This is a genomic window from Pseudomonas entomophila, assembly GCF_029193575.1.
Taxonomy (GTDB): Bacteria; Pseudomonadota; Gammaproteobacteria; order Pseudomonadales; family Pseudomonadaceae; genus Aquipseudomonas; species Aquipseudomonas entomophila_G.
On record NZ_JARGCS010000050.1, the window covers coordinates 1 to 19,085 of the forward strand.

24 protein-coding genes, 3 tRNA genes and 1 pseudogene are annotated in these 19,085 nt (G+C 61.9%); 16 read left to right on the forward strand and 12 right to left on the reverse strand.

Annotated elements, in window-relative coordinates:
* Positions 1-77: 77 nt before the first annotated feature.
* Together P0Y43_RS23050 and P0Y43_RS23055 are read right to left on the reverse strand one after the other, a co-directional pair.
* Positions 78-1,388 (reverse strand): ISL3 family transposase, encoded by a 1,311-nt coding sequence (locus tag P0Y43_RS23050; RefSeq protein WP_275635250.1) that lies wholly within the window; start codon positions 1,386-1,388, stop codon positions 78-80.
* Positions 1,385-2,251 (reverse strand): BRO-N domain-containing protein, encoded by an 867-nt coding sequence (locus tag P0Y43_RS23055; RefSeq protein ID WP_275635251.1) that lies wholly within the window; start codon positions 2,249-2,251, stop codon positions 1,385-1,387. The genes P0Y43_RS23050 and P0Y43_RS23055 overlap by 4 nt, the downstream gene beginning before the upstream one ends.
* Before the next feature lie 583 nt (positions 2,252-2,834).
* Here P0Y43_RS23055 and P0Y43_RS23060 point away from each other — a divergent pair.
* Positions 2,835-3,299 carry a hypothetical protein gene (locus tag P0Y43_RS23060; RefSeq protein WP_275639574.1) on the forward strand — a complete coding sequence of 155 codons (465 nt, stop codon included), beginning with the start codon at positions 2,835-2,837 and terminating at the stop codon, positions 3,297-3,299.
* 43 nt (positions 3,300-3,342) lie between these two features.
* Here P0Y43_RS23060 and P0Y43_RS23065 read toward each other — a convergent pair whose 3' ends face one another.
* Positions 3,343-3,678 carry a DUF1654 domain-containing protein gene (locus P0Y43_RS23065; RefSeq protein WP_275639575.1) on the reverse strand — a complete coding sequence of 112 codons (336 nt, stop codon included), beginning with the start codon at positions 3,676-3,678 and terminating at the stop codon, positions 3,343-3,345.
* Positions 3,679-4,510: 832 nt separating this feature from the next.
* Between P0Y43_RS23065 and P0Y43_RS23070 the strand changes: the two genes are divergently transcribed.
* From P0Y43_RS23070 to P0Y43_RS23130, 14 genes and pseudogenes are all read left to right on the forward strand, one after another.
* Positions 4,511-5,362 (forward strand): ParB/RepB/Spo0J family partition protein, encoded by an 852-nt coding sequence (locus P0Y43_RS23070; protein ID WP_275639576.1) that lies wholly within the window; start codon positions 4,511-4,513, stop codon positions 5,360-5,362.
* Positions 5,363-5,365: 3 nt separating this feature from the next.
* Complete coding sequence (locus P0Y43_RS23075) at positions 5,366-5,749, forward strand: response regulator transcription factor (RefSeq protein WP_275639577.1); 384 nt, start codon at positions 5,366-5,368, stop codon at positions 5,747-5,749.
* 21 nt (positions 5,750-5,770) lie between these two features.
* Positions 5,771-6,040 (forward strand): hypothetical protein, encoded by a 270-nt coding sequence (locus tag P0Y43_RS23080; RefSeq protein WP_275639578.1) that lies wholly within the window; start codon positions 5,771-5,773, stop codon positions 6,038-6,040.
* The gene (locus P0Y43_RS23085) at positions 6,037-6,495 is read left to right on the forward strand and encodes a hypothetical protein (RefSeq protein ID WP_275639579.1); all 459 of its coding nucleotides are present in this window, start codon (positions 6,037-6,039) and stop codon (positions 6,493-6,495) included. Before P0Y43_RS23080 ends, P0Y43_RS23085 begins: the two co-directional genes overlap by 4 nt.
* An 84-nt stretch (positions 6,496-6,579) precedes the next feature.
* Entirely contained in the window at positions 6,580-6,768 is a 189-nt protein-coding gene (locus tag P0Y43_RS23090) for a hypothetical protein (RefSeq protein WP_275639580.1), read from the forward strand.
* Between the two features lie 50 nt (positions 6,769-6,818).
* Positions 6,819-7,580, forward strand: a complete 762-nt coding sequence (locus tag P0Y43_RS23095) for a GIY-YIG nuclease family protein (protein WP_275639581.1) — start codon at positions 6,819-6,821, stop codon at positions 7,578-7,580.
* A gap of 69 nt (positions 7,581-7,649) precedes the next feature.
* A complete protein-coding gene (locus P0Y43_RS23100; protein ID WP_275639582.1) occupies positions 7,650-8,330 on the forward strand; it encodes a hypothetical protein in 681 nt (226 codons plus the stop codon).
* The gene (locus tag P0Y43_RS23105) at positions 8,327-8,992 is read left to right on the forward strand and encodes a hypothetical protein (protein WP_275639583.1); all 666 of its coding nucleotides are present in this window, start codon (positions 8,327-8,329) and stop codon (positions 8,990-8,992) included. Before P0Y43_RS23100 ends, P0Y43_RS23105 begins: the two co-directional genes overlap by 4 nt.
* A 346-nt stretch (positions 8,993-9,338) precedes the next feature.
* Positions 9,339-9,527 (forward strand): hypothetical protein, encoded by a 189-nt coding sequence (locus P0Y43_RS23110; protein ID WP_275639584.1) that lies wholly within the window; start codon positions 9,339-9,341, stop codon positions 9,525-9,527.
* The gene (locus P0Y43_RS23115; RefSeq protein ID WP_275639585.1) at positions 9,524-9,778 is read left to right on the forward strand and encodes a hypothetical protein; all 255 of its coding nucleotides are present in this window, start codon (positions 9,524-9,526) and stop codon (positions 9,776-9,778) included. The genes P0Y43_RS23110 and P0Y43_RS23115 overlap by 4 nt, the downstream gene beginning before the upstream one ends.
* A complete protein-coding gene (locus P0Y43_RS23120) occupies positions 9,775-10,149 on the forward strand; it encodes an ASCH domain-containing protein (RefSeq protein WP_275639586.1) in 375 nt (124 codons plus the stop codon). The genes P0Y43_RS23115 and P0Y43_RS23120 overlap by 4 nt, the downstream gene beginning before the upstream one ends.
* Positions 10,146-10,211 (forward strand): annotated as a pseudogene (locus P0Y43_RS23125) (DUF2591 domain-containing protein); the annotation flags it as partial. The gene P0Y43_RS23120 and the pseudogene P0Y43_RS23125, both read left to right, overlap by 4 nt.
* Positions 10,212-10,238: 27 nt before the next feature.
* Entirely contained in the window at positions 10,239-10,556 is a 318-nt protein-coding gene (locus P0Y43_RS27135; protein WP_430540273.1) for a helix-turn-helix domain-containing protein, read from the forward strand.
* Positions 10,448-11,539, forward strand: a complete 1,092-nt coding sequence (locus P0Y43_RS23130; protein WP_275639587.1) for a tyrosine-type recombinase/integrase — start codon at positions 10,448-10,450, stop codon at positions 11,537-11,539. The genes P0Y43_RS27135 and P0Y43_RS23130 overlap by 109 nt, the downstream gene beginning before the upstream one ends.
* Positions 11,540-11,548: 9 nt before the next feature.
* On the opposite strand, the gene P0Y43_RS23135 is transcribed toward P0Y43_RS23130, so the two are convergent.
* The 3 genes from P0Y43_RS23135 to P0Y43_RS23145 all read right to left on the reverse strand — a co-directional run bounded on the left by P0Y43_RS23135 (position 11,549) and on the right by P0Y43_RS23145 (position 11,890).
* Positions 11,549-11,633: transfer RNA gene (locus P0Y43_RS23135), tRNA-Leu, on the reverse strand.
* Positions 11,634-11,689: 56 nt separating this feature from the next.
* Positions 11,690-11,765: transfer RNA gene (locus P0Y43_RS23140), tRNA-His, on the reverse strand.
* Positions 11,766-11,813: 48 nt separating this feature from the next.
* Positions 11,814-11,890, reverse strand: a tRNA-Arg gene (locus tag P0Y43_RS23145).
* Positions 11,891-12,178: 288 nt separating this feature from the next.
* Between P0Y43_RS23145 and folD the strand changes: the two genes are divergently transcribed.
* A complete protein-coding gene (gene folD / locus P0Y43_RS23150; protein WP_275639588.1) occupies positions 12,179-13,033 on the forward strand; it encodes a bifunctional methylenetetrahydrofolate dehydrogenase/methenyltetrahydrofolate cyclohydrolase FolD in 855 nt (284 codons plus the stop codon).
* Between the two features lie 106 nt (positions 13,034-13,139).
* On the opposite strand, the gene P0Y43_RS23155 is transcribed toward folD, so the two are convergent.
* The 6 genes from P0Y43_RS23155 to P0Y43_RS23180 are packed head-to-tail and all read right to left on the reverse strand — an operon-like array spanning position 13,140 to position 19,056.
* Entirely contained in the window at positions 13,140-14,879 is a 1,740-nt protein-coding gene (locus P0Y43_RS23155) for an ABC transporter substrate-binding protein (RefSeq protein WP_275639589.1), read from the reverse strand.
* Between the two features lie 36 nt (positions 14,880-14,915).
* Positions 14,916-15,188: a DUF2160 domain-containing protein gene (locus P0Y43_RS23160; RefSeq protein WP_275639590.1), complete on the reverse strand. Its 273-nt coding sequence runs from the start codon at positions 15,186-15,188 to the stop codon at positions 14,916-14,918.
* Positions 15,189-15,200: 12 nt separating this feature from the next.
* Positions 15,201-16,001 carry a carbohydrate ABC transporter permease gene (locus tag P0Y43_RS23165; RefSeq protein ID WP_275639591.1) on the reverse strand — a complete coding sequence of 267 codons (801 nt, stop codon included), beginning with the start codon at positions 15,999-16,001 and terminating at the stop codon, positions 15,201-15,203.
* Between the two features lie 3 nt (positions 16,002-16,004).
* On the reverse strand, positions 16,005-16,868 hold the full coding sequence (locus P0Y43_RS23170; protein WP_275639592.1) for a carbohydrate ABC transporter permease: 864 nt from the start codon (positions 16,866-16,868) through the stop codon (positions 16,005-16,007).
* Entirely contained in the window at positions 16,865-17,962 is a 1,098-nt protein-coding gene (locus tag P0Y43_RS23175; RefSeq protein WP_275639593.1) for an ABC transporter ATP-binding protein, read from the reverse strand. Before P0Y43_RS23175 ends, P0Y43_RS23170 begins: the two co-directional genes overlap by 4 nt.
* Positions 17,962-19,056, reverse strand: coding sequence for an ABC transporter ATP-binding protein (locus P0Y43_RS23180; RefSeq protein WP_275639594.1), 1,095 nt, complete (start codon positions 19,054-19,056; stop codon positions 17,962-17,964). Before P0Y43_RS23180 ends, P0Y43_RS23175 begins: the two co-directional genes overlap by 1 nt.
* Between the last annotated feature and the right edge of the window lie 29 nt (positions 19,057-19,085).

Sequence of the window (19,085 nt, forward strand, 5' to 3'; positions counted from 1 at the left end):
GGGTATTCGGGAAATCCTGTTGTAAGCAGGCTTCCCGATCCCAAAATCTCAAATTGATGGTCGTGTTGATGGACGCCCTATTGGGCGCCCTGGGTGGCCTTGAGAATGGCCTCGATCGGCACGCCGTAATCGGTAGGTATCTCGCTCGGGTCCATCGTGAAGATGTCCCGCATCACGAACGGAGACTGTCGCTTCGGCTTGGGCTTAATCACCTTGTGCTCCAGGCTGAACAACGTCTTGGCCCGGAACATCTCGAAGGACATGCCCCTGGCATTGCGGTTCAGGTCGCGCATCTGCCGGTTGATCGACTCGGTGAAGGCGTTGGTGTTGCGCTGGGCAGGGCCGAAGTAAGCGAAGATCTCCCTCTCCCAGTTCGTCATCGAGGTGATCAGCGGCTTCCAGTGGGCCTTGTGCCCCTCGGGAATCATGCTCAGCCACTGCTGGTAGCGTGACCGGGCCTCAGCCTCGGTGCTGGACTCCCAGATATCGAAGAACGCCTCCTTGAGCTTGTAGGCCACCCCCAGCTCGGGGAACTGATCCAGCCAGGTGTGGATGACCAGCTCGTTCATCGGGTTCAGGTCGCGGCGGCGCATCAGCAACAGCTTGCGGTCGCCCTTGAGCTGCCGCCGTTGGTGCTGGGTCAGCTCCTTCTTGATGCCCTTGCGCAGCACCTCCAGCGATTCGTTGGCCATTCGCTGGATGTGGAACCGATCCACCACGATAGCCGCCTTGGGGAACAGCTTGGAGGCCACGTCGCGGTACGGCTTCCACATGTCCTGGCAGACGATCTGGACGTTCTCCCGGCCCCGCATGTTGGCCAGGTAGTTGTAGAGCACGTCGAACTGGCGGGACTCCAGGATGTCGATGATCGTCCCCTGTTCGATGTTGGTCAGGACGCAGCGGAACTGCCGGTTCAGGTACAGCTCGTCGATGCCCAGCACGCGCGGCAGGGTGGGCCGGTAGCCGTAGGCCTGCACCTCGCAGTAGGCCTTGATGACGGCGCGCACCACCGACTCGTCCACGCCGACCTCATGTGCCACGCTGGCATTGGTGTTGGCCAGGGAGCGCTTCACGATGAAGTCGTAGCAGCGCCGCGTCATGCGGTGGTCTTCGGCCATCTCGTGAAACTTCGGCGTGAACGTCGAGTCGCAGCTCTTGCACTGGAAGCGCCGCTGCACGGCCCAGAGCGAGACTCGCTTTCCATGCATGGGCACGTCCCGGTATTTCACCTGCTTCTTGCCGAAGCGGACGAGCTGCCCCACCGTGCCGCAGGTGTGGCAGGCGGGCGGATCGGGATACTCCACCTGGAAGTGGTAATCGTGCTCGTCCTCTTCAAAGCTCAGCACCTGGGCTCGCAGAGGGTGGAGAAGGCTGGTAGGGGCGTTCACTGCTTGGCTCCTTGGCGCATTTGTCGCAGTTGGTGCTGCTGCACCGTGGCGCGGGTCTTGAGGTTCGTCAGCGCCGCCTGGGCGAACTCGAACATCTCGTCGGTGGAGACCGGGAGGTCGCCAGGGGTGAGCATGGCCTTGATCAGGTCATGGTGACTCATCACACAGGCATCGGTGGGGATCAGCGTGTACTGCTCCTCGCCCTTGTAGTCGGTGGAGACCATCCAGCGTTCGATGCGACCCAGCGGGCGACCGATCAGGGTGCCGAAGCCCTTGATCTCGTCCTTCGGCAGCCACTCGCCCTCCAGCGCATACGCCGCGATGAAGTTACGGGCAGAGTCGAGCTGCTCGGCAGGGATGTCGGCAGCGGAACGGACGCCGAAGGCGGCGTGTGTCTGCGACCAGATCTTCATGGTGGCTCGCCGGCGTACATCCTGCGGCAGCGAGGACACCTTGCCCTTGATTAGCGAACCGAGCATGTGGAAGCCATCGGTGCCGATGGTTTGGCCTACGAGCGTAGCCATGCGGTTGTCGGTGTCTTCGTACCGGCCATGCTTGCGGATCGAAGGCAGAACCTCGGCGGTAACCCACTTCTTGAAGCGCTTCGCCTCGGCCTTGCGACTACGAAGGATTAGGCTGTAGAGCCCGGACTCATTGATCAGGATCGGCTTGCGACCCGAACCCGAATACTGTTCGTGTTCGCACTTCTCGTCGCTATCCAGTCCAAGCAAGGCCTTATTGGTGTCGCTCAGCGCGAGTGCGGAGCAGACATCAATGGCGAAGAACCACGGCTGGTCGTCGATCAACAGGGCGCGGACCTTGCGAGCTTCAAACTGGAACGGGATGACTTTGGCTGCGTTCATGGGGCATCTCCAACGATTCTGGCTGTGTGCCCACCTTCCCAAGGCCAATTGGGAGGGTGGAACCGTGCGGGTTGGCCTACCGGTCGTTGGCACCGGCCACTCTTGCGAGTGCCCACACGGCCCACCCATAACGCGGGTGCAGCCATGCCTCGGACACAAAAAAACCGCTCTAGGGCGGTTGTGTCCGCCAACGAATACCGGGAGGCCAATCCCAGGCCGCAGGATTTACTGCGACGGGGACACGGTACCCAGCCCAAGGCGGTGTGTCAACAAGATTTCCCGTAAGCAAAAACGATTTGTAGAGCCCTACTGAAAGGGCTCAATCAACAACCTTTCCCGAATACCCGTATTAAATCAGCCGTAACTCACCTCATCTCATCAACCTCAGATGATGGCGTTGAAAAACTCGTAATTAAAGCCAAAAATGAAGCCACTTCTGCTATGCTTGACCTCTATGTCGTTGGTCGCGGGGTAATCTCTGACAACCTCGGAAATCACGACGAAAGTGTTATCGCGGAGACTATGGAATGCAAAATCCGAGATAACGAAAGCCTGAGGGAACAGCTCGAGATATTCAAAGCAGATGGACAACAAAACGAAGCGAACTATAACGGTATTTTATCTATTAACAGTGTCTCTGCCTGGACCGATTTCGCTGGCAGGATACAAGCTGGCTACACACTACTACCCTGAATTAGCGCTAGGCTTTTATGCAAATAGAAAAGAGCTGGCATCAATTGTCGCTTCATATGCCTTCACCATGCTTGGCTTTCTAGCTGCAGTAATGGCAATCCTGCTGAGTTTCTCCCACTCGAACACCTTTAGACAGTACAGAAAAAACCAGTACCTTAGCGTATTTTTTTCAATTTACTTTTATTGCCTAGCAACTCTGGCTGCGACATTCTTAGCATCTCTTTTAGCGCTGTCATCTTCTCTGGCATCCTGGTCAATCCAGGCGGCGTTAACTCTATCGCTAAACAGCATGGTCCAAGTGTTGATTATCGGACTAGCAATCTCCAGCATCTGCAGGAAAGCAATGCGAGGATGACTGGGATGCCCGATGCCAGCGCTGAAAACGGGCTCCTCGCAACTTAAAATGGTGCCTCTTCCTCGTCCTCGTCCTGCTTAACCAGAACGACATCCTCCCCCCTATCGATCACCCGATCGTCATCCGTAGCTGCATCCCACTGCAGAATCACCGACCCGTCATCACAGAACGTCATGTCCAGGCCGTCAGTCTCGGCCAGTAGCTCCATGATCGTGTCCCAATCCTGGTCGCTATCCGTGTCCAGCTGATGGATCAAAACCTTCCTCCCGAACTGAGCAAGCGGGGAGTTAATCATCGCAGAGACCCGCAGCCCCAGTTTCTCCAAGCCTGTCAGATCCTCGCGAGGCGCTGGCGTCGCGAATCCTTGTGCCACTCCCATTTCCCACCTCTAATACTGTATATGCGTACAGGCAATAGAGATCTTAGCGTGAGCTCACGAAAAAATAATTAACCGCCGGTATTGACGTAAAATTTACCGCCGGTTAACTTTGCTGCATCGCCGGATCGACACCGGCCAGCGGCAAGGTAGCGATGAACAGGCCTCGACTGTTCAGAGGGTTGGCAACTGACCCAGGCGTGCAGCGTAAAGCGCCAAGACCAGTTATCCGGCGGACAGGGTCGCGGTCGGAGTCACCAATTCGAAGATAGCCGCGAAACCGACTCCAGTAGAGGGCCGCGGCTGAAGGAGATCCTAAAATGCCGAGATTCACGAATGGGGCGTTGGTCTTTCTGTTTCTGCTGGCTTTGGCCGGTGGCTTTGCCATCGGGCAGTTGCTCGCAGAAATCAGCAGCTGATGCTCACCGGATTTCACTGGCTGGCCTTGGAGACAGGGCCAGACGGGAAGTCACAGGTGGCCACTGCCTTCCCAGTGAGCGAGCAATGGAGGGACGCAATCATGAAGTAAGAATAGAGCCGCCTAATCCAGCCATGGATCACTGGCAGCCTACCCGGCCGCTACAGAGCTGGGCGCTTTGACCGACGACAGAATATCGGTCTCGGAGTGCGCTGGTCGCCGCCAGCCCCGATAGCCAGCCGCATGTGCTGCACAGCGTCGGTCGGTGGCAACGACGCCGGATGCGTAACCGGCCCGATTCACCTTGTTCCCCATCACAAGGCTGCATCGGAGAGCCTTCCCGACCCTACATCAAGCATGTTCAGGGAGACAGGCGGGATCGGCTCTCCAATGCAGCCCCAACGGAAGTGAATTGCAATGGCGAAGTCGTTCAAGCAAATGATCAAGGATGGCGAGGTGCGACGCGCCGATGCCATGAAAGTCCAGCTGGAGGATCTGTACGAGGAGCCAGGCTTCAACCTGCGCACCGAAGGTGAGGCCCTTGAAGCGAGCATCGACTCCCTTGCGGAGTTCATCGCCGCAGGCGGGCAAGTTCCACCGCTGGAGGTTCGACCTCGCGCAGAGGGCGGCGTATGGCTTGTAGATGGTCACCGCCGTCGACGAGCGCTGCTGAAGCTGGACGCAGCAGGCCGCCTCCCAAGAACGCCGAACAAGGAAAACCCAGCGATTCTCGAAGCTTGGGTGCCGGTGATCGCATTTGAAGGAAGCGATGCAGATCGGGTCGCACGCATCATCACCAGCCAGGAGAACGAGAAGCTCTCCCCTCTTGAGCTGGCCGAGGGTTACAAGCGACTGAGGTCATTTGGCTGGTCGGTCGAGCAGATCGCGAAGAAGGTCGCCAAGACCCGGCAGCATGTCGAGCAGGTGCTCACCGTCGGCAACGCTAATACCGACGTGCAGAACCTGGTCGCCGCTGGGCACGTCTCGGCTACCACCGCAGCACAGGTAGTGCGGGAGCACGGCGACGGTGCCGGTCAAGTGCTGGGCGCTGAGCTGGAGAAAGCCCAGGCAAGCGGCAAGAAGCGCGTAACCGCCGGAACGATAAAAGGACCGTCGATCCCCAAGCTGCGCCTTGAAGCCGTCCACACTGCCTCACGCAACTTGATTGCATCGCTTGATGCGATCGACGAAGACAGCCGAAGCCTAACCATTTCCACCGCACTGGTCATCCAGCTGCGCAAGGCCTTGGAAAGCGCTCAACCGAGATAACCCATGGACACGATCACCATCGGCCAATGGATAGGCCACCTTGGGCGCGGACTCGCGCCCCGCGAGCTGGAATGCGTTCTCGATGTTGCCCAGGGCATGACCTCGAAGCAGATCGCGCGACACTTCGGCATCAGCGAGGGCGGCGTCGAAAAGCGCATCGCAGCCGCAATGTTCAAGCTCGACGTGCCCCGCCGCGCTGCCCTGGTCGCGGAGGCAATGCGCCGCAACATAATCAGTCCGATGTGCTTCCTGCTCGTCGCCCTAGTCGCAACCCACGCCGCAATCGGCGACAGCGATCCAATGCGCCGCGATCGCCGGGCGCCCGAACGGCGCACCGCCCAGATTCGAATCGTTCGCCGGGCCGAGGCCCTGGAACTTCACGCCTGATTCCCCACCGAGGATCACCCCATGCAGACAGCAATGCACCCCGCCTTCGCGGAGAAACGCGCCCTGCTCGCGGCCCTGCTCGAGCGCAGCCAAGTGGTACGCGACGAAGCTCGCGCTAAGGTCGCCCAAGGGAGCCCGCGGTACCAGGCATCTGGTCATGGCGGCACCTGGGATGTGGTTGAGATCGCCACGGGAGCGGTGCAGGGCTTCGCCTTTAGCTACCGGGCCGCGCTGCGGTTCGTGGATGCGATGGAGGCCGGAGCGGCCAGCAGAACAGGCACACGGCAATGAGCAAGCGCAAACCCCACAACATGCGGGCACGCCTCGAGCGCGCCTGCCGCGCCCTGGTCTCCGCCAACCACGCAGCCGTGGTGAACATCGACCCAAGCGGCCAGCAGGTGCTGATCAACTGGAAGAACCTCAAGCAGATTCGCGTTCGCCAGGTTGTCGATGCCGTCTGCGATATGGCTCACAGATGGACGATCTACCTCAGCGTCATGTGCCGCAAACCCGATGGCGCGGAGTACTCCAAGTCAATCGAGGTGGCACCAAATGGCAATTACCGGGCCGAGCACCTGACCGACGTGATCGAGGCGACTTACACCGACCTGCGGGCCACAGCCAACCCCAATCACCTGGTGGCGGCCGGATGGATCGCCATCCCTACCGACACAACTCTCGACGAGGCAGAGGCCGCCAAGATCTTTGCCGCCGTTGGCGCCTGGAATCAGCAGAAAGCAGCATGAAACGCATCACAGCGCGCGGCCGGCACGGGCGGCGCCAACAACACATCACTCTGCCGCCCAGCGGCCTGCAACAGGGAGGCGAAGATGCGAATCGATCTGCCGGGTCAGTTCGACCTGCCCATTCAAGTTTCCCATCAGGCTCCACAGGCGCCTGTCGGCAGTAAAGAGCAGCTGGCCGAGCGCATAGCAAAGGCGCTCATCAAGTACGAAGCCCGCCCTTCCTCGGCGCTCTGGATAGAAATCCAGGCCTGCGCCCGCGAAATTCTCAAGTAACCACCATGCCGCCACCAGCACGGAGGGCGGCGCCATGCATGGAGAAAGCCATGGCGAAGTTCTACTACCAGATCAAGGGACGCCGCCCGGCAACAAGCGCATACGGCGAGGCTGAGTGGGCGTGGCCACCAGTTTTCAGCGGAATGGTCGAGGCGCCAGACCGAAAGGCGGCTAAGGCAGTGGTCGAGGAACAGTACGAACGCCAGTTCCCATCGCGCGTGCTGCGCAAGGACATGGACGCGCACGAGTATTTGCTGCACGTCCAGCCGATCGACGAGAACGACAGCTACCTACTGGGTCGCTTCGAGAACAGGCCGTGTAAGGAGTGCGGCACCGTTTTCAAGCTGATCGACAAGTACAACGACCCGCACACCGAAACGAAAAGCCACGACTACTGCACCGAGAAGTGCCAGACGGCCGCAAAGTTTCGTGATCTTTCGGAGTTCCGCCTGGCCAGCGAAGGCCGGTCGCCGCCAGTGATTTACCAAGTGCGGCAGAAGTCCAGCGGTCGGGTTTACGTCGGCCAGACTACCCAGCCGTTCACGCTGCGTTGGTGGCAGCACCTGAGCAATCCAACCAGCTGCAAATTCCACGCAGCGCTCGGCGGCTCCGACATCACCGACTGGGAGTTCTCCGTGCTCGAGGTGATCGCCTACCCAGAGGATTGCACCAATCGAGCGGCGTACATCACCCAGCGAGAAAGTCACTGGATCGAAAACCTGGCGGCGGTTGAGACAGGCTTCAACACCGTTCGCCCTGCCGGCGCCGCCGATCAGGCCCAGGTGCCGCTGCCTCTCGCCGATCTAGCCTGACCCGCGCTGCCCGCCAGCGCCTTCCCCTATTCAACGATAACGATCACGCCGCACCGGCGAGGAATCCCCATGCCCACAGAAAACCGATCCACAATGGTCAGCGTGCCGCGCGAGCTGCTGCAATGCGCCTCCCGAGAGCCAAGCGGCGAAGTCATCAATGTGTCGCGCCGCAACGCTCTTGAGGCGCTGCGCGCCCTCCTGGCCCAGCCAGCCGAGCACCAGGGCGAGCCGGTGGCGGGAGAGGCGGTGTATCAGTTGCGGAATACATTTGTTGGCAATGTCTGGCGCGATGCGGACAAGGAAGCTTATGACAGCGCCGAGAAGCTGGCTGAGTACGAGCGCCGCGTGCTCTACACCCGCCCAGCGCCAGCAGCTCAGCAAGAGCCGGTGGCGACGCTGTACACCGCCATCGAAAACGGATTCTCTGACTTCGCCTGCTTAGGCGCTCTTGACGGCGGGTCATATTACAAAATGACCCCACTCTACACCCACGCCGATCCTGGCGAGGTTGAGCGGCTGCGCGAAGAGGTGGAGAAACAGCGGCGCCTCAAGATGCTCGTTGCCGAGAATCTGCAAAACGCGCTGGCCAACTGTTCGGTCTACCGCTACCAGCTGAACGAGCAGAGCACGCTGCTGCAACTTGGTCTGACGATGATCAATCGCGGCATCGTCAGCTTCGACGACCAGATCGAATACCGGCAGAAGCTGGCCGCCCTATCCGCCAGCGCAGAGCAGGAGGTGAAGTCGTGAGCCAGTCAATCGCACCAACACTTCGCGCAATGGCCAGCAACTACGCGGGCGGGCATTCCTGGGATCACCTTGACGGCGAAGCGGTAACGCGCGCAGCGGACGAGATCGACGCCCTGCGCGGGCAGCTGTCCGAGCTGAAAAAAGGGCTTGAGTCGCAAGTGGTTGAGGGACTGCGAGCCGATAACAAGTGGCTGCGCGCTGAGCTGGACAAGGCCTTGCTCAGGCTGGCCGAGCGGGATGCGCTGCTGCGCGAAGTGCTCGAGTTCATCGACGACGGTGTAGGTCGCAGTGGTGGCGAGTGGGCGATTATCCAGAAGGCGCGCACCGCCCTATCCGCCAGCGCAGAGCCGAGCGCCCCAGCATGCTGCGCATGCGGCCCAACAGAAAACATTGGCGCAGAGTTTGACGTCTGCGTCGATTGCCAGCAGCTCGCCCTGTCTGGGTATGGAAAACAGCAAGCGCATGACTTGGCAATGAGTGCTCAGGTTGAGCGCGATGAGCGGAAGCTGTTTGAAAAGGCTGTAATCGACAAGGCCGAACGCTTTCATCCAGACCTGAAACAGTACGGCGACCAGCCGGACGCAGAGTACCGCGACGCTAGTCTCGAATGGGCCTGGGGCCTATGGCGAGCCCGCGCCGCCCTGGAGCGCAAGCCGTCCTGACCACTGGAGTACATCCGTACTCTTTCGCTGTAACCCCTCTCCCCTCTATTCAATGATGCCGCTCAGCTGGCGGCAAGGGCGAAGCCATGTCTGAAAATAACGCGTGCTCCGAATACAACAAGGCGGAAGACCGCTGCAACAGCGGTTTCCCTGTTTTGCACTCTGTCTGTCGCGGCATGCCGAACGGCTGCCACGCGTGCGGAACACCTCATACCAAGCCGATGTGCATGCGTGAAGACCTGCCAGCACATCTGGTTCGTGACGACGGGATGCCGCTAGGTTGGCCGGTCAAGTAACCCCCTATCACCTCTATTCACTGCCGCGATATGGCGGCCAAGGATCTCCTGTGCCCAAAACGATCATCCTGACCGGCCAAGCCATCGTGAACTTCAAGCGGGTCATGTACGACGTGCCGGACGACGAAGTCCAAGAGCTGCTCGAAAGCAACGATCTCCGGGAGTCGCAGATCGATGACGACGATCTCCGCGACATCGAATGCATCCACGACGACGTAGCCATTGAGGTGCAGCCATGACCCGCCTCGCCCTCTGCCTCCTGCTGCTGGCCTCCGGCGCCAGCGCCCAAGAAAACGTCATCGACGTGCAGCACGACAGCCAGCGCGGCGTCACCTGCTACCTGCTCAACGGGGTCGGCATCAGCTGCATCCCCGACAACCAGCTCAGCGCAGGCAACGAGCGCCAGCTCTCCCCGCACGAGCAAGAAGACAACTCCCCTACCCCGGCTTCCGCTCAAGGGCGCTTGATTGATGAGAGGTATCAGATGTGAAAGCACTATCCATCAAGCAGCCATGGGCCTGGCTGATCGTTCACGGCGGCAAGGATGTCGAAAACCGCACATGGCACACGAAGCTGCGCGGTCGGTTCCTGGTGCACGCTTCGCAGGGCATGACCTGGGACTATTACCGCTGGGCCGCAGGGTTCGCGCGCCAGGCCGGCGTCGATGTCCCGACGTTCAACGAGCTGGAGCGCGGCGGCATCATCGGCTCGGTAGAGCTTGTGGATTCGGTCGATCACAGCGACTCACCTTGGTACATGGGAGACAAGGCCTTCGTGCTGCGCGATCCAAAGCCGCTCCCTTTTACCCCGCTCAAGGGCCAGCTTCAGTTCTTCGACGTGCCAGAAGGTTTGCTTCCATGACCGACCTGATCGAAGTGAAGACGGCCGACTTAGTCGGCGAAGCGCTGGGCTGGGCAGTCGGGCACCACTTTTTCGCCTGAGGTCTTCAAATGACATTGCGCCTCATATCGGTAACAAAGGCAGCTGAAATGCTGGGCATAGGCCGGTCCACGGCCTATCGCTTGGCCAAGGCCGGCGCCATACCCTGCGTTCGTGGCTTCGGCCCGCTTCGCGTTCATTATCAAAAGCTCGTCGAGATGATCGAGGCGGGCATCCCTGATACGCTCGCCGCCGCGGGCGTCGTATCCGAGGAGAGGATATGCCGTATAAAAGAGGAAAGGTGTGGTGGATTAGCTACACCGCGTCAGACGGAACTTATGTTAGACGCTCTGCTGGCACCGAGGACTATGCCGCAGCCAAGGCCCTAGAGCAGGAGCAGCGGAGCCAGGCGTGGCGGGAAAAGGAGATGGGCTTCGATCGGCAGCGCACGTTCGAAGAGGTGATGATCGAGTACCTGAACCACGCGGCGCAGACGCAGCGCAGCTTCGACACAACGCAGCACCGGGTCAAGGCGCTACGTGGGTTCTTCGCCGGGCGGATCATGAACGACCTGGCCGGCAAGGACATTCGGGAATACTCAACGCTGCGGATCAAGGCCGGGAAGTCGCCGGCAACGATCAACCGTGAGCTGGCCGCGCTGTCTGCGGCCATCAACTGGTGCGTCACTGAGCTGGAGTGGGGTCTGCCCAACCCGGTGAAGGGTCGAACAATGCGAGAGCCGGAAAGCCGCGTGCGCTGGATCACCAGGCCGGAGGTTGATGCTCTGTGCCGCATCGCACGGACGCAGCGCCACGGCAACGTGCTGGACGACTTCATCCGCCTGGCGGTGAACACTGGCTGTCGTAAAGAGGAAATGCTCGGGCTGGAGTGGCGCCGGGTGGATATGGCAAACCGGCTGATTTTTCTGGAGGGGGAGAGAACGAAGGCTGGGAAGCGCCGAAGCATCCCGCTGAACGAGGCAGCCATGGCGGTTATGCGCAGCAGGTTGGCTGACCGGGCGGAGCACTGCCCATCGTCACCGTGGGTGTTCTCGCGCCGCAATGGGGAAAGGGTCGCCGATCCGTCAACCGGGTTCGACTCAGCGACAAGGAAGGCAGGCATCACCGACTTCACCATCCACGACCTGCGGCATACGTGCGCAGCCTGGCTGGTGACAGCAGGAGTACCGATGATGGAGATAAGGGATTTGCTGGGGCATTCGACGGTGCAGATGACCGAGAAATATGCGCACCTCGCACCGGCCAGGGTGCGAGATGCGGTCAGTGTGCTCGACAAGCCGATGTCACAATCTCGCTACACTGAAACTCCAGCCGGTCGAGCGGAGGGCACTCTAAAGCTGGTAACTGCTTGATTTACAAGATGGTGCGGACGAAGAGACTCGAACTCTTACAGCTTGCGCCGCTGGAACCTAAATCCAGTGTGTCTACCAATTTCACCACGTCCGCGTGGAGCACTTAAAGCAAAGGCGCCCGATTATACAATCAAGGCGCCTTCGAGAATATGGGGTGGACGATGGGAATCGAACCCACGACAACTGGAATCACAATCCAGCGCTCTACCAACTGAGCTACGCCCACCATATTGCAGTATTGCGTTACATCACTTGCGTGCCAAAGCTGCCTATATGGCGCACCCGGCAGGACTCGAACCTGCGACCATCCGCTTAGAAGGCGGATGCTCTATCCAGCTGAGCTACGGGCGCATATTCAATCTGCTTTCTGCTAGGATTGCAAATCAACTTTTAGCCGTACCGAACAAGCTAACAAATCCGCTCATTCTGCCTGACCTTGCTAACCAGTGCTAGGCTCTGCCCGACAAGTGCGACGAATGTTATAGACGGGCCCGAAGGTCGTCAACACTTTTTTCAAAAAAATTTAAATTATTTAAGGGGTTAGGGGATTTGCCCGACCACGCGCCTTTGCCCTCGAGCCGTGTCGTGCGAGAATGCGCCCTCTTTTATGTTCCCTTCTCGATGGTTAATCACGCGTCTATGACTGCACACCTTATCGATGGCAAGGCGATCGCCGCCAACCTGCGCAAGCAGATCGCCCAACGTGTCGTGGAGCGCCGCCAGCAAGGCCTGCGCACGCCCGGCCTGGCGGTGATCCTGGTCGGCACCGACCCCGCCTCCCAAGTCTATGTCTCGCACAAGCGCAAGGACTGCGAGGAAGTCGGTTTCATCTCGCAAGCCTTCGACCTGCCCAGCGATACCACGCAGCAAGCCCTGACCGACCTGATCGACCGCCTCAACGACGACCCAGCCGTCGACGGCATCCTCCTGCAACTGCCACTGCCGGCCCACCTGGACGCCTCGCTGCTGCTCGAGCGCATCCGCCCGGACAAGGACGTCGACGGTTTCCACCCCTACAACATCGGTCGCCTGGCCCAGCGCATCCCGCTGCTGCGCCCGTGCACCCCGAAAGGCATCATGACCCTGCTGCACAGCACCGGCCAGGACCTCTACGGGATGAACGCGGTGATCGTCGGCGCCTCGAACATCGTCGGCCGCCCCATGGCCATGGAGCTGCTGCTGGCCGGTTGCACCGTGACCGTCTGCCACCGCTTCACCCAGGACCTGGCCGGCCATGTCGGCCGCGCCGACCTGGTGGTGGTGGCTGCGGGCAAGCCGGGGCTGGTCAAGGGCGAGTGGGTCAAGGAAGGCGCCATCGTCGTCGACGTTGGCATCAACCGCCAGGAAGACGGCAAGCTGGTGGGTGACGTGGTCTACGAGACCGCCCTACCCCGCGCGGGCTGGATCACACCGGTGCCAGGTGGCGTCGGGCCGATGACCCGGGCGTGTTTGCTGGAGAACACGCTGTATGCGGCGGAAGAGCTGCATAAGTGACAAGAGAAACGGCACCCATTGAGGTGCCGTTTTTTGTGCTGAGGCGGATGGCTCTATCGCGGGGCAAGCCCGCTGCTACACGAACAGTGCCCGTCTTCAGACCACCTCACTTGCGAGCCTCCTCCCACGATTTCAGCAGCTCGGCGTAGTTCACCGTCTCGCCCTTGGGCTTCTCGTTCGCCAGCTTCGGCTTCGGCGCGCCAGGCTGGTCGAACCAGTACTGGGCATCCTTTTCAGGGTTGAGCTTGGGCGCACAGGTGGCTTGGGCGTTGGAACGCTGCAAGCGTTCGAGCATGCGGTCCTGGTCGCGGGCCAGGCCATCGAGGGCCTGCTGCGGGGTCTTCTCGCCGCTGGCGACCTCGGCGATATGGCTCCACCACAGCTGCGCCAGGCGCGGGTAGTCAGGCACATTGGTGCCGGTCGGGGTCCACTGCACCCGCGCCGGGCTGCGGTAGAACTCCACCAGGCCACCGAGCTTGGGCGCCAGGTCGGTCATCGCCTGGGAGTTGATGTCCGACTCGCGGATCGGCGTCAGGCCGACGATGGTCTTCTTCAGCGACACAGTCTTGGACGTCACGAACTGCGCGTACAGCCAGGCCGCCAGGCGCTGCTTCTCCGGGGTCGACTTGAAGAACGTCCACGAACCGGTGTCCTGGTAACCGAGCTTCATCCCCTCCTCCCAGTACGGCCCCTTCGGTGACGGCGCCATGCGCCACTTCGGCGTGCCGTCGGCGTTGACTACCGGGAGCCCCGGCTTGGTCATGTCCGCCGTGAAGGCGGTGTACCAGAAGATCTGCTGGGCGATGTTGCCCTGGGCCGGCACTGGGCCGGCCTCGGAGAAGGTCATGCCCTGGGCTTCCTTGGGCGCATAGGCACGCATCCAGTCCACGTACTTCTGCGTGGCGAACACGGCCGCCGGGCCGTTGGTGTCGCCACCACGGGTGACGCTGGAACCGACCGGGTGGCAGTCCTCCACGCGGATGCCCCACTCGTCCACCGGCAGGCCATTGGGCAGGCCCTTGTCGCCGCCGCCGGCCATGGAGAACCAGGCGTCGGTGAAACGCCAGCCCAGGGACGGGTCTTTCTTGCCGTAGTCCATGTGCCCGTAGACACGCTTGCCGTCGATTTCCTTGACGTCCTCGGTGAAGAACTTGGCGATGTCCTCATAGGCCGACCAGTTCACCGGCACACCCAGCTCGTAGCCGTACTTCTCCTTGAACTTGGCCTTGAGGTCCGGGCGGTCGAACCAGTCGGCGCGGAACCAGTAGAGGTTGGCGAACTGCTGGTCGGGCAGTTGGTAGACCTTGCCATCGGGCGCGGTGGTGAAGGAAATGCCGATGAAGTCCTTCAGGTCCAGGGTCGGCGAGGTGTAGGCCTTGCCTTCATTGGCCATCAGGTCGGTGATCGACTGCACCTTGCCGTAGCGGAAATGCGTGCCGATCAGGTCGGAATCGTTGACCCAGCCGTCATAGATGTTCTTGTCCGACTGCATCTGCGTCTGCAGCTTCTCCACCACATCGCCTTCCTGCAGCAGGTCGTGGGTCAACTGGATGCCGGTGATTTCGCTGAACGCCTTGGCCAGCACCTTGGATTCGTACTCGTGGGTGGTGATGGTTTCCGACACTACGTTGATCTTCATCCCACGGAATGGCTCGGCGGCCTTGATGAACCACTGGAGCTCGGCCAACTGCTGGTCGGCGCTCAACGTGGAGGGCTTGAACTCGCTGCCGATCCACTTCTTCGCCGCGTCCTCGTATTGGTCGGCCCAGGCCGTGCCGTGCAGGCCAGCGAGCACCAGCAGCGCGGCCAGGGTCAAATGTCGCCGGTTCTTGTCGTTATCGAACATTGTGATCTCCCGATTGAATTGATCCACCACGCCGGTCTAGCCCCAGCGCAGCACCACCACGAGCCAGGCCAACGACAGCAGCGAGGCCACCCACAAGGGCCAGTCGCTGAGCCCGACTACCGCAAGGTGCAGGTAGGCGCTGGCCAGCAGGCCGATGAACAGCCGGTCGCCACGGGTGGTGACGATCGGCAGGAAGCCGCGCCGCTCCACGCACGGGCGGCGCAACTCGAACAGCGTCATGCACATCAGCAACAGCCCGACGGCAGCGAAGAACAGCGCCGTGGGCAGGGTCCAGGCCATCCACTCCATCGCCTTGCCTCCTTACACCCGGCCCAGGGCGAAGCCCTTGGCCACATGGTTGCGCACGAACCAGATCACCAGCATGCCCGGCAGGATGGTCAGCACCCCTGCGGCGGCCAGCACGCCCCAATCGATGCCCGACGCCGACACGGTGCGGGTCATCACGGCAGCGATGGGCTTGGCGTTCACCGACGTCAGGGTGCGCGCCAGCAGCAGCTCGACCCACGAGAACATGAAGCAGAAGAACGCCGTGACGCCGATGCCCGAGCCAATCAGCGGAACGAAGATCTTCACGAAGAAGCGCGGGAAGCTGTAGCCGTCGATGTAGGCGGTTTCGTCGATTTCCTTCGGCACCCCGGACATGAAGCCCTCGAGGATCCACACCGCCAGCGGCACGTTGAACAGGCAATGGGCCAGGGCCACGGCGATGTGCGTGTCGAACAGGCCGATGGACGAATACAGCTGGAAGAACGGCAGCAGGAACACCGCCGGCGGCGCCATGCGGTTGGTCAGCAGCCAGAAGAACAGGTGGCGATCGCCGAGGAAGCGGTAGCGCGAGAACGCATAGGCCGCCGGCAGCGCCACCGCCAGCGAGATCACGGTGTTCAGGCACACGTAGTACAGCGAGTTGAGGTAGCCGCTGTACCAACTGGCGTCAGTGAAGATCACCCGGTAGTTGTCCAGGGTGAAGGCCTGCGGCCACAGGGTCAGCCCGCCGAGGATCTCGGTGTTGCTCTTGAACGACATGTTCAGCAGCCAGTAGATCGGCACCAGCAGGAAGAAGAAGTACAGCAGCAGCGGCACCACCTTGCGCAGGGTCATGGCCTAGTCCTTGTCGGCGTGGGTCATGGCGGTATAGAACAGCCACGACACCAGCAGGATGATCAGGAAGTACACCAGCGAGAACGCCGCCGCCGGCCCCAGGTCGAACTGCCCCACGGCCATGCGCGTCAGGGTCTGGCTAAGGAAGGTGGTGGCGTTGCCCGGCCCGCCACCGGTGAGCACGAACGGCTCGGTGTAGATCATGAAGCTGTCCATGAAGCGCAGCATCACCGCGATCAGCAGCACATTCTTCAGCTTCGGCAACTGAATGTGGCGGAACACCGCCCAGGCCGAGGCACGGTCGATACGCGCGGCCTGGTAATACACGTCGGGAATCGCGCGCAGGCCTGAGTAGCACAGCAGCGCCACCAGAGAAGTCCAGTGCCAGACATCCATCACCAGCACGGTGATCCAGGCGTCGAACGGGTCGCCCGCGTAGTTGTAGTTGACCCCGAGCTTGGCCAGGGTGGCGCCGAGCAGGCCGATATCGGCGCGGCCGAAGATCTGCCAGATGGTGCCCACCACGTTCCACGGGATCAGCAGCGGGATGGCCATCACGATCAGGCACACCGAGGCCATGCGCCCACGGGTCGGCATGGTCAGGGCGATGGCGATGCCGAGCGGGATCTCGATCAGCAGCACGCAGCCGGAATAGATGAACTGGCGCAGCAACGCGTCGTGCAGCGCCGGGTCGCGCAGCACCTGGCGGTACCAGTCGGCGCCGACGAAGTAGCGGTTGGAGGCGTCGAAGATGTCCTGCACCGAGTAGTTGACCACGGTCATCATCGGCACCACGGCGCTGAACGCCACCAACAGGAACACCGGCAGCACCAGCCACCAGGCTTTGTTGTTCGGCACCTTGTTCATGGTTGCGCCTCCAGCAACACGTCGTCGACGTAGAGCATCAGCCACTGCGCTGGCAGGCCGACCCAGGCGCGGCCCTCGGGCAGCGGGCGGTCCTCGCCCAGGCGCGCCTTGAGGGTGACGCCGGCCAGCTCCAGGGTGAGGATGCGGTAGGTGCCGAGGTCTTCGACGTCCACCACCTGCGCTTCGAAGGTGTCGTCCAGCGGCCGCTCCCAGACCTGCACGAACTCCGGGCGAATGCCCACCTGCAGGCGCCCGCCAGGGGTCTGCGCCAGACGCTCGCGCAGGCCCTCCGGCAACCCCAGGCGCAGGCCGCCGAAGCTGACCCCGTCGGCCTCGGCGCGCACCTCGATCAGGTTCATCCCGGGGCTGCCGATGAAGTAGCCGACGAAGGTATGCCGCGGGCGTTCGAACAGCTCACGCGGGGTGCCGAACTGGACGATGCGCCCGCCGTGCATCACCGCGATCTTGTCGGCGAAGGTCGAGGCCTCCAGTTGGTCGTGGGTGACGTAGATCATGGTGATGTTGAACTGCTCGTGGATCTGCTTGAGCTTGCGCCGCAGCTTCCACTTCAGGTGCGGGTCGATCACCGTCAGCGGCTCGTCGAAGAGGATCGCTGAAACGTCGTCGCGCACCAGGCCGCGGCCCATGGAGACCTTCTGCTTCTCGTCGGCGCTGAGGTTGCGGGCTTTCTTCTTCAGCACCCCAACAAGGTCCAGGACCTCGGCGACCTCCTCGACCCGCGCGCGCACCCGCGCCTCGTCCAGGCCCTGGTTGCGCAGGGGAAAGGCCAGGTTGTCGAACACGCTCATGGTGTCGTACACCACCGGGAACTGGAACACCTGGGCGATGTTGCGCTCCTGCGGCGAGCGCTCGTTGACCGGCACGCCGTCGAACAGCACCTGGCCATGGGACGGGCTGAGCAGGCCGGAAATGATGTTGAGCAAGGTCGACTTGCCGCAGCCCGACGGCCCGAGCAAGGCATAGGCGCCACCCTGCTCCCAGACGTGCTCCAGCTGGTGCAGGGCGTAGTCGGCCTCGCTGGCCGGCTGGCGGCTGTAGCTGTGGGCCAGTTGATGCAGGCGGATCTCGGCCATCAGGCACTCCTCGCCTGGCGCAGGCCCGGGGCCTGCACCAGTTGCCCGGCGCTGTCGAAGACGAACAGCTTGTGGGTGGGGATGAACACCGGCACCTGGGTGTCCACTTGGTATTCGTGCACGCCCGGCAAGTGCAGGATCATCCGCCAGTGCTCGTTGCGCACGTGCAGGAAGGTTTCCGAGCCGCTGATCTCGGCCAGTTCCACCTTCACCGACAGCTCCAGGTCATCGTCGTGGGACGGCACCAGGGCGATGTGGCTGGGGCGCACGCCAAAGCGGTAGTCGCCATCGGCCAGCGCGCGCAGGTCGGCGGTGCGGGCGAAGTGCACCGCGCCGGCCAGGCTCACCTCGCCGCCGCTGATGCGCCCAGGCACCAGGTTGATCGGCGGCTCGCTGAACAGCTCGGCGGCCAGCACGTTGCGCGGCTTGTGGTAGACCTCGGCGGTCGGGCCGCTCTGGATGATCCGGCCCTCGTGGAGGATGGTCGTGGTGCCGCCCAGGGCCAGGGCTTCGTTAGGCTCGGTGGTGGCGTACACGGCGATGCAGTTGCGCGCGGCGAACAGCTCGCGCAGCTCCTGGCGCAGGCCTTCGCGCAGCTTGTAGTCGAGGTTGACCAGCGGTTCGTCGAACAGGATCAGTGACGCATCCTTGACCAGCGCCCGCGCCATCGCCGTGCGCTGCTGCTGGCCGCCGGAGAGCTCCAGCGGCAGACGCTGCAGGTACGCCTCGATGCGCAGCATGGCGGCGGTCTCCTGCACCCGGCGGCGGATCTCGGCCTCCGGCAGGCGCGCCTGGCGCAAGGGGGAGGCGATGTTCTCGAACACCGTCAGGGTCGGGTAGTTGATGAACTGCTGATAGACCATCGACACATTGCGCTGGCGCACCGGCACACCGGTGACATCCTCGCCGTCCATCAGCACCCGCCCGCCGTCCGGGCGATCGAGGCCGGCCATCAGGCGCATCAGGCTGGTCTTGCCGGCCAGGGTACGGCCGAGCAGCACGTTGAACGAGCCAGGCTCGAAACGCAGGCTGGCCTCGGCGATCCAGGCCTGGTTGTCGACGTGGCGGCTGACCTGTTCCAACACGAGGGTCATGGCGGAACCTTTTTGTCGTTGTTTGCGCC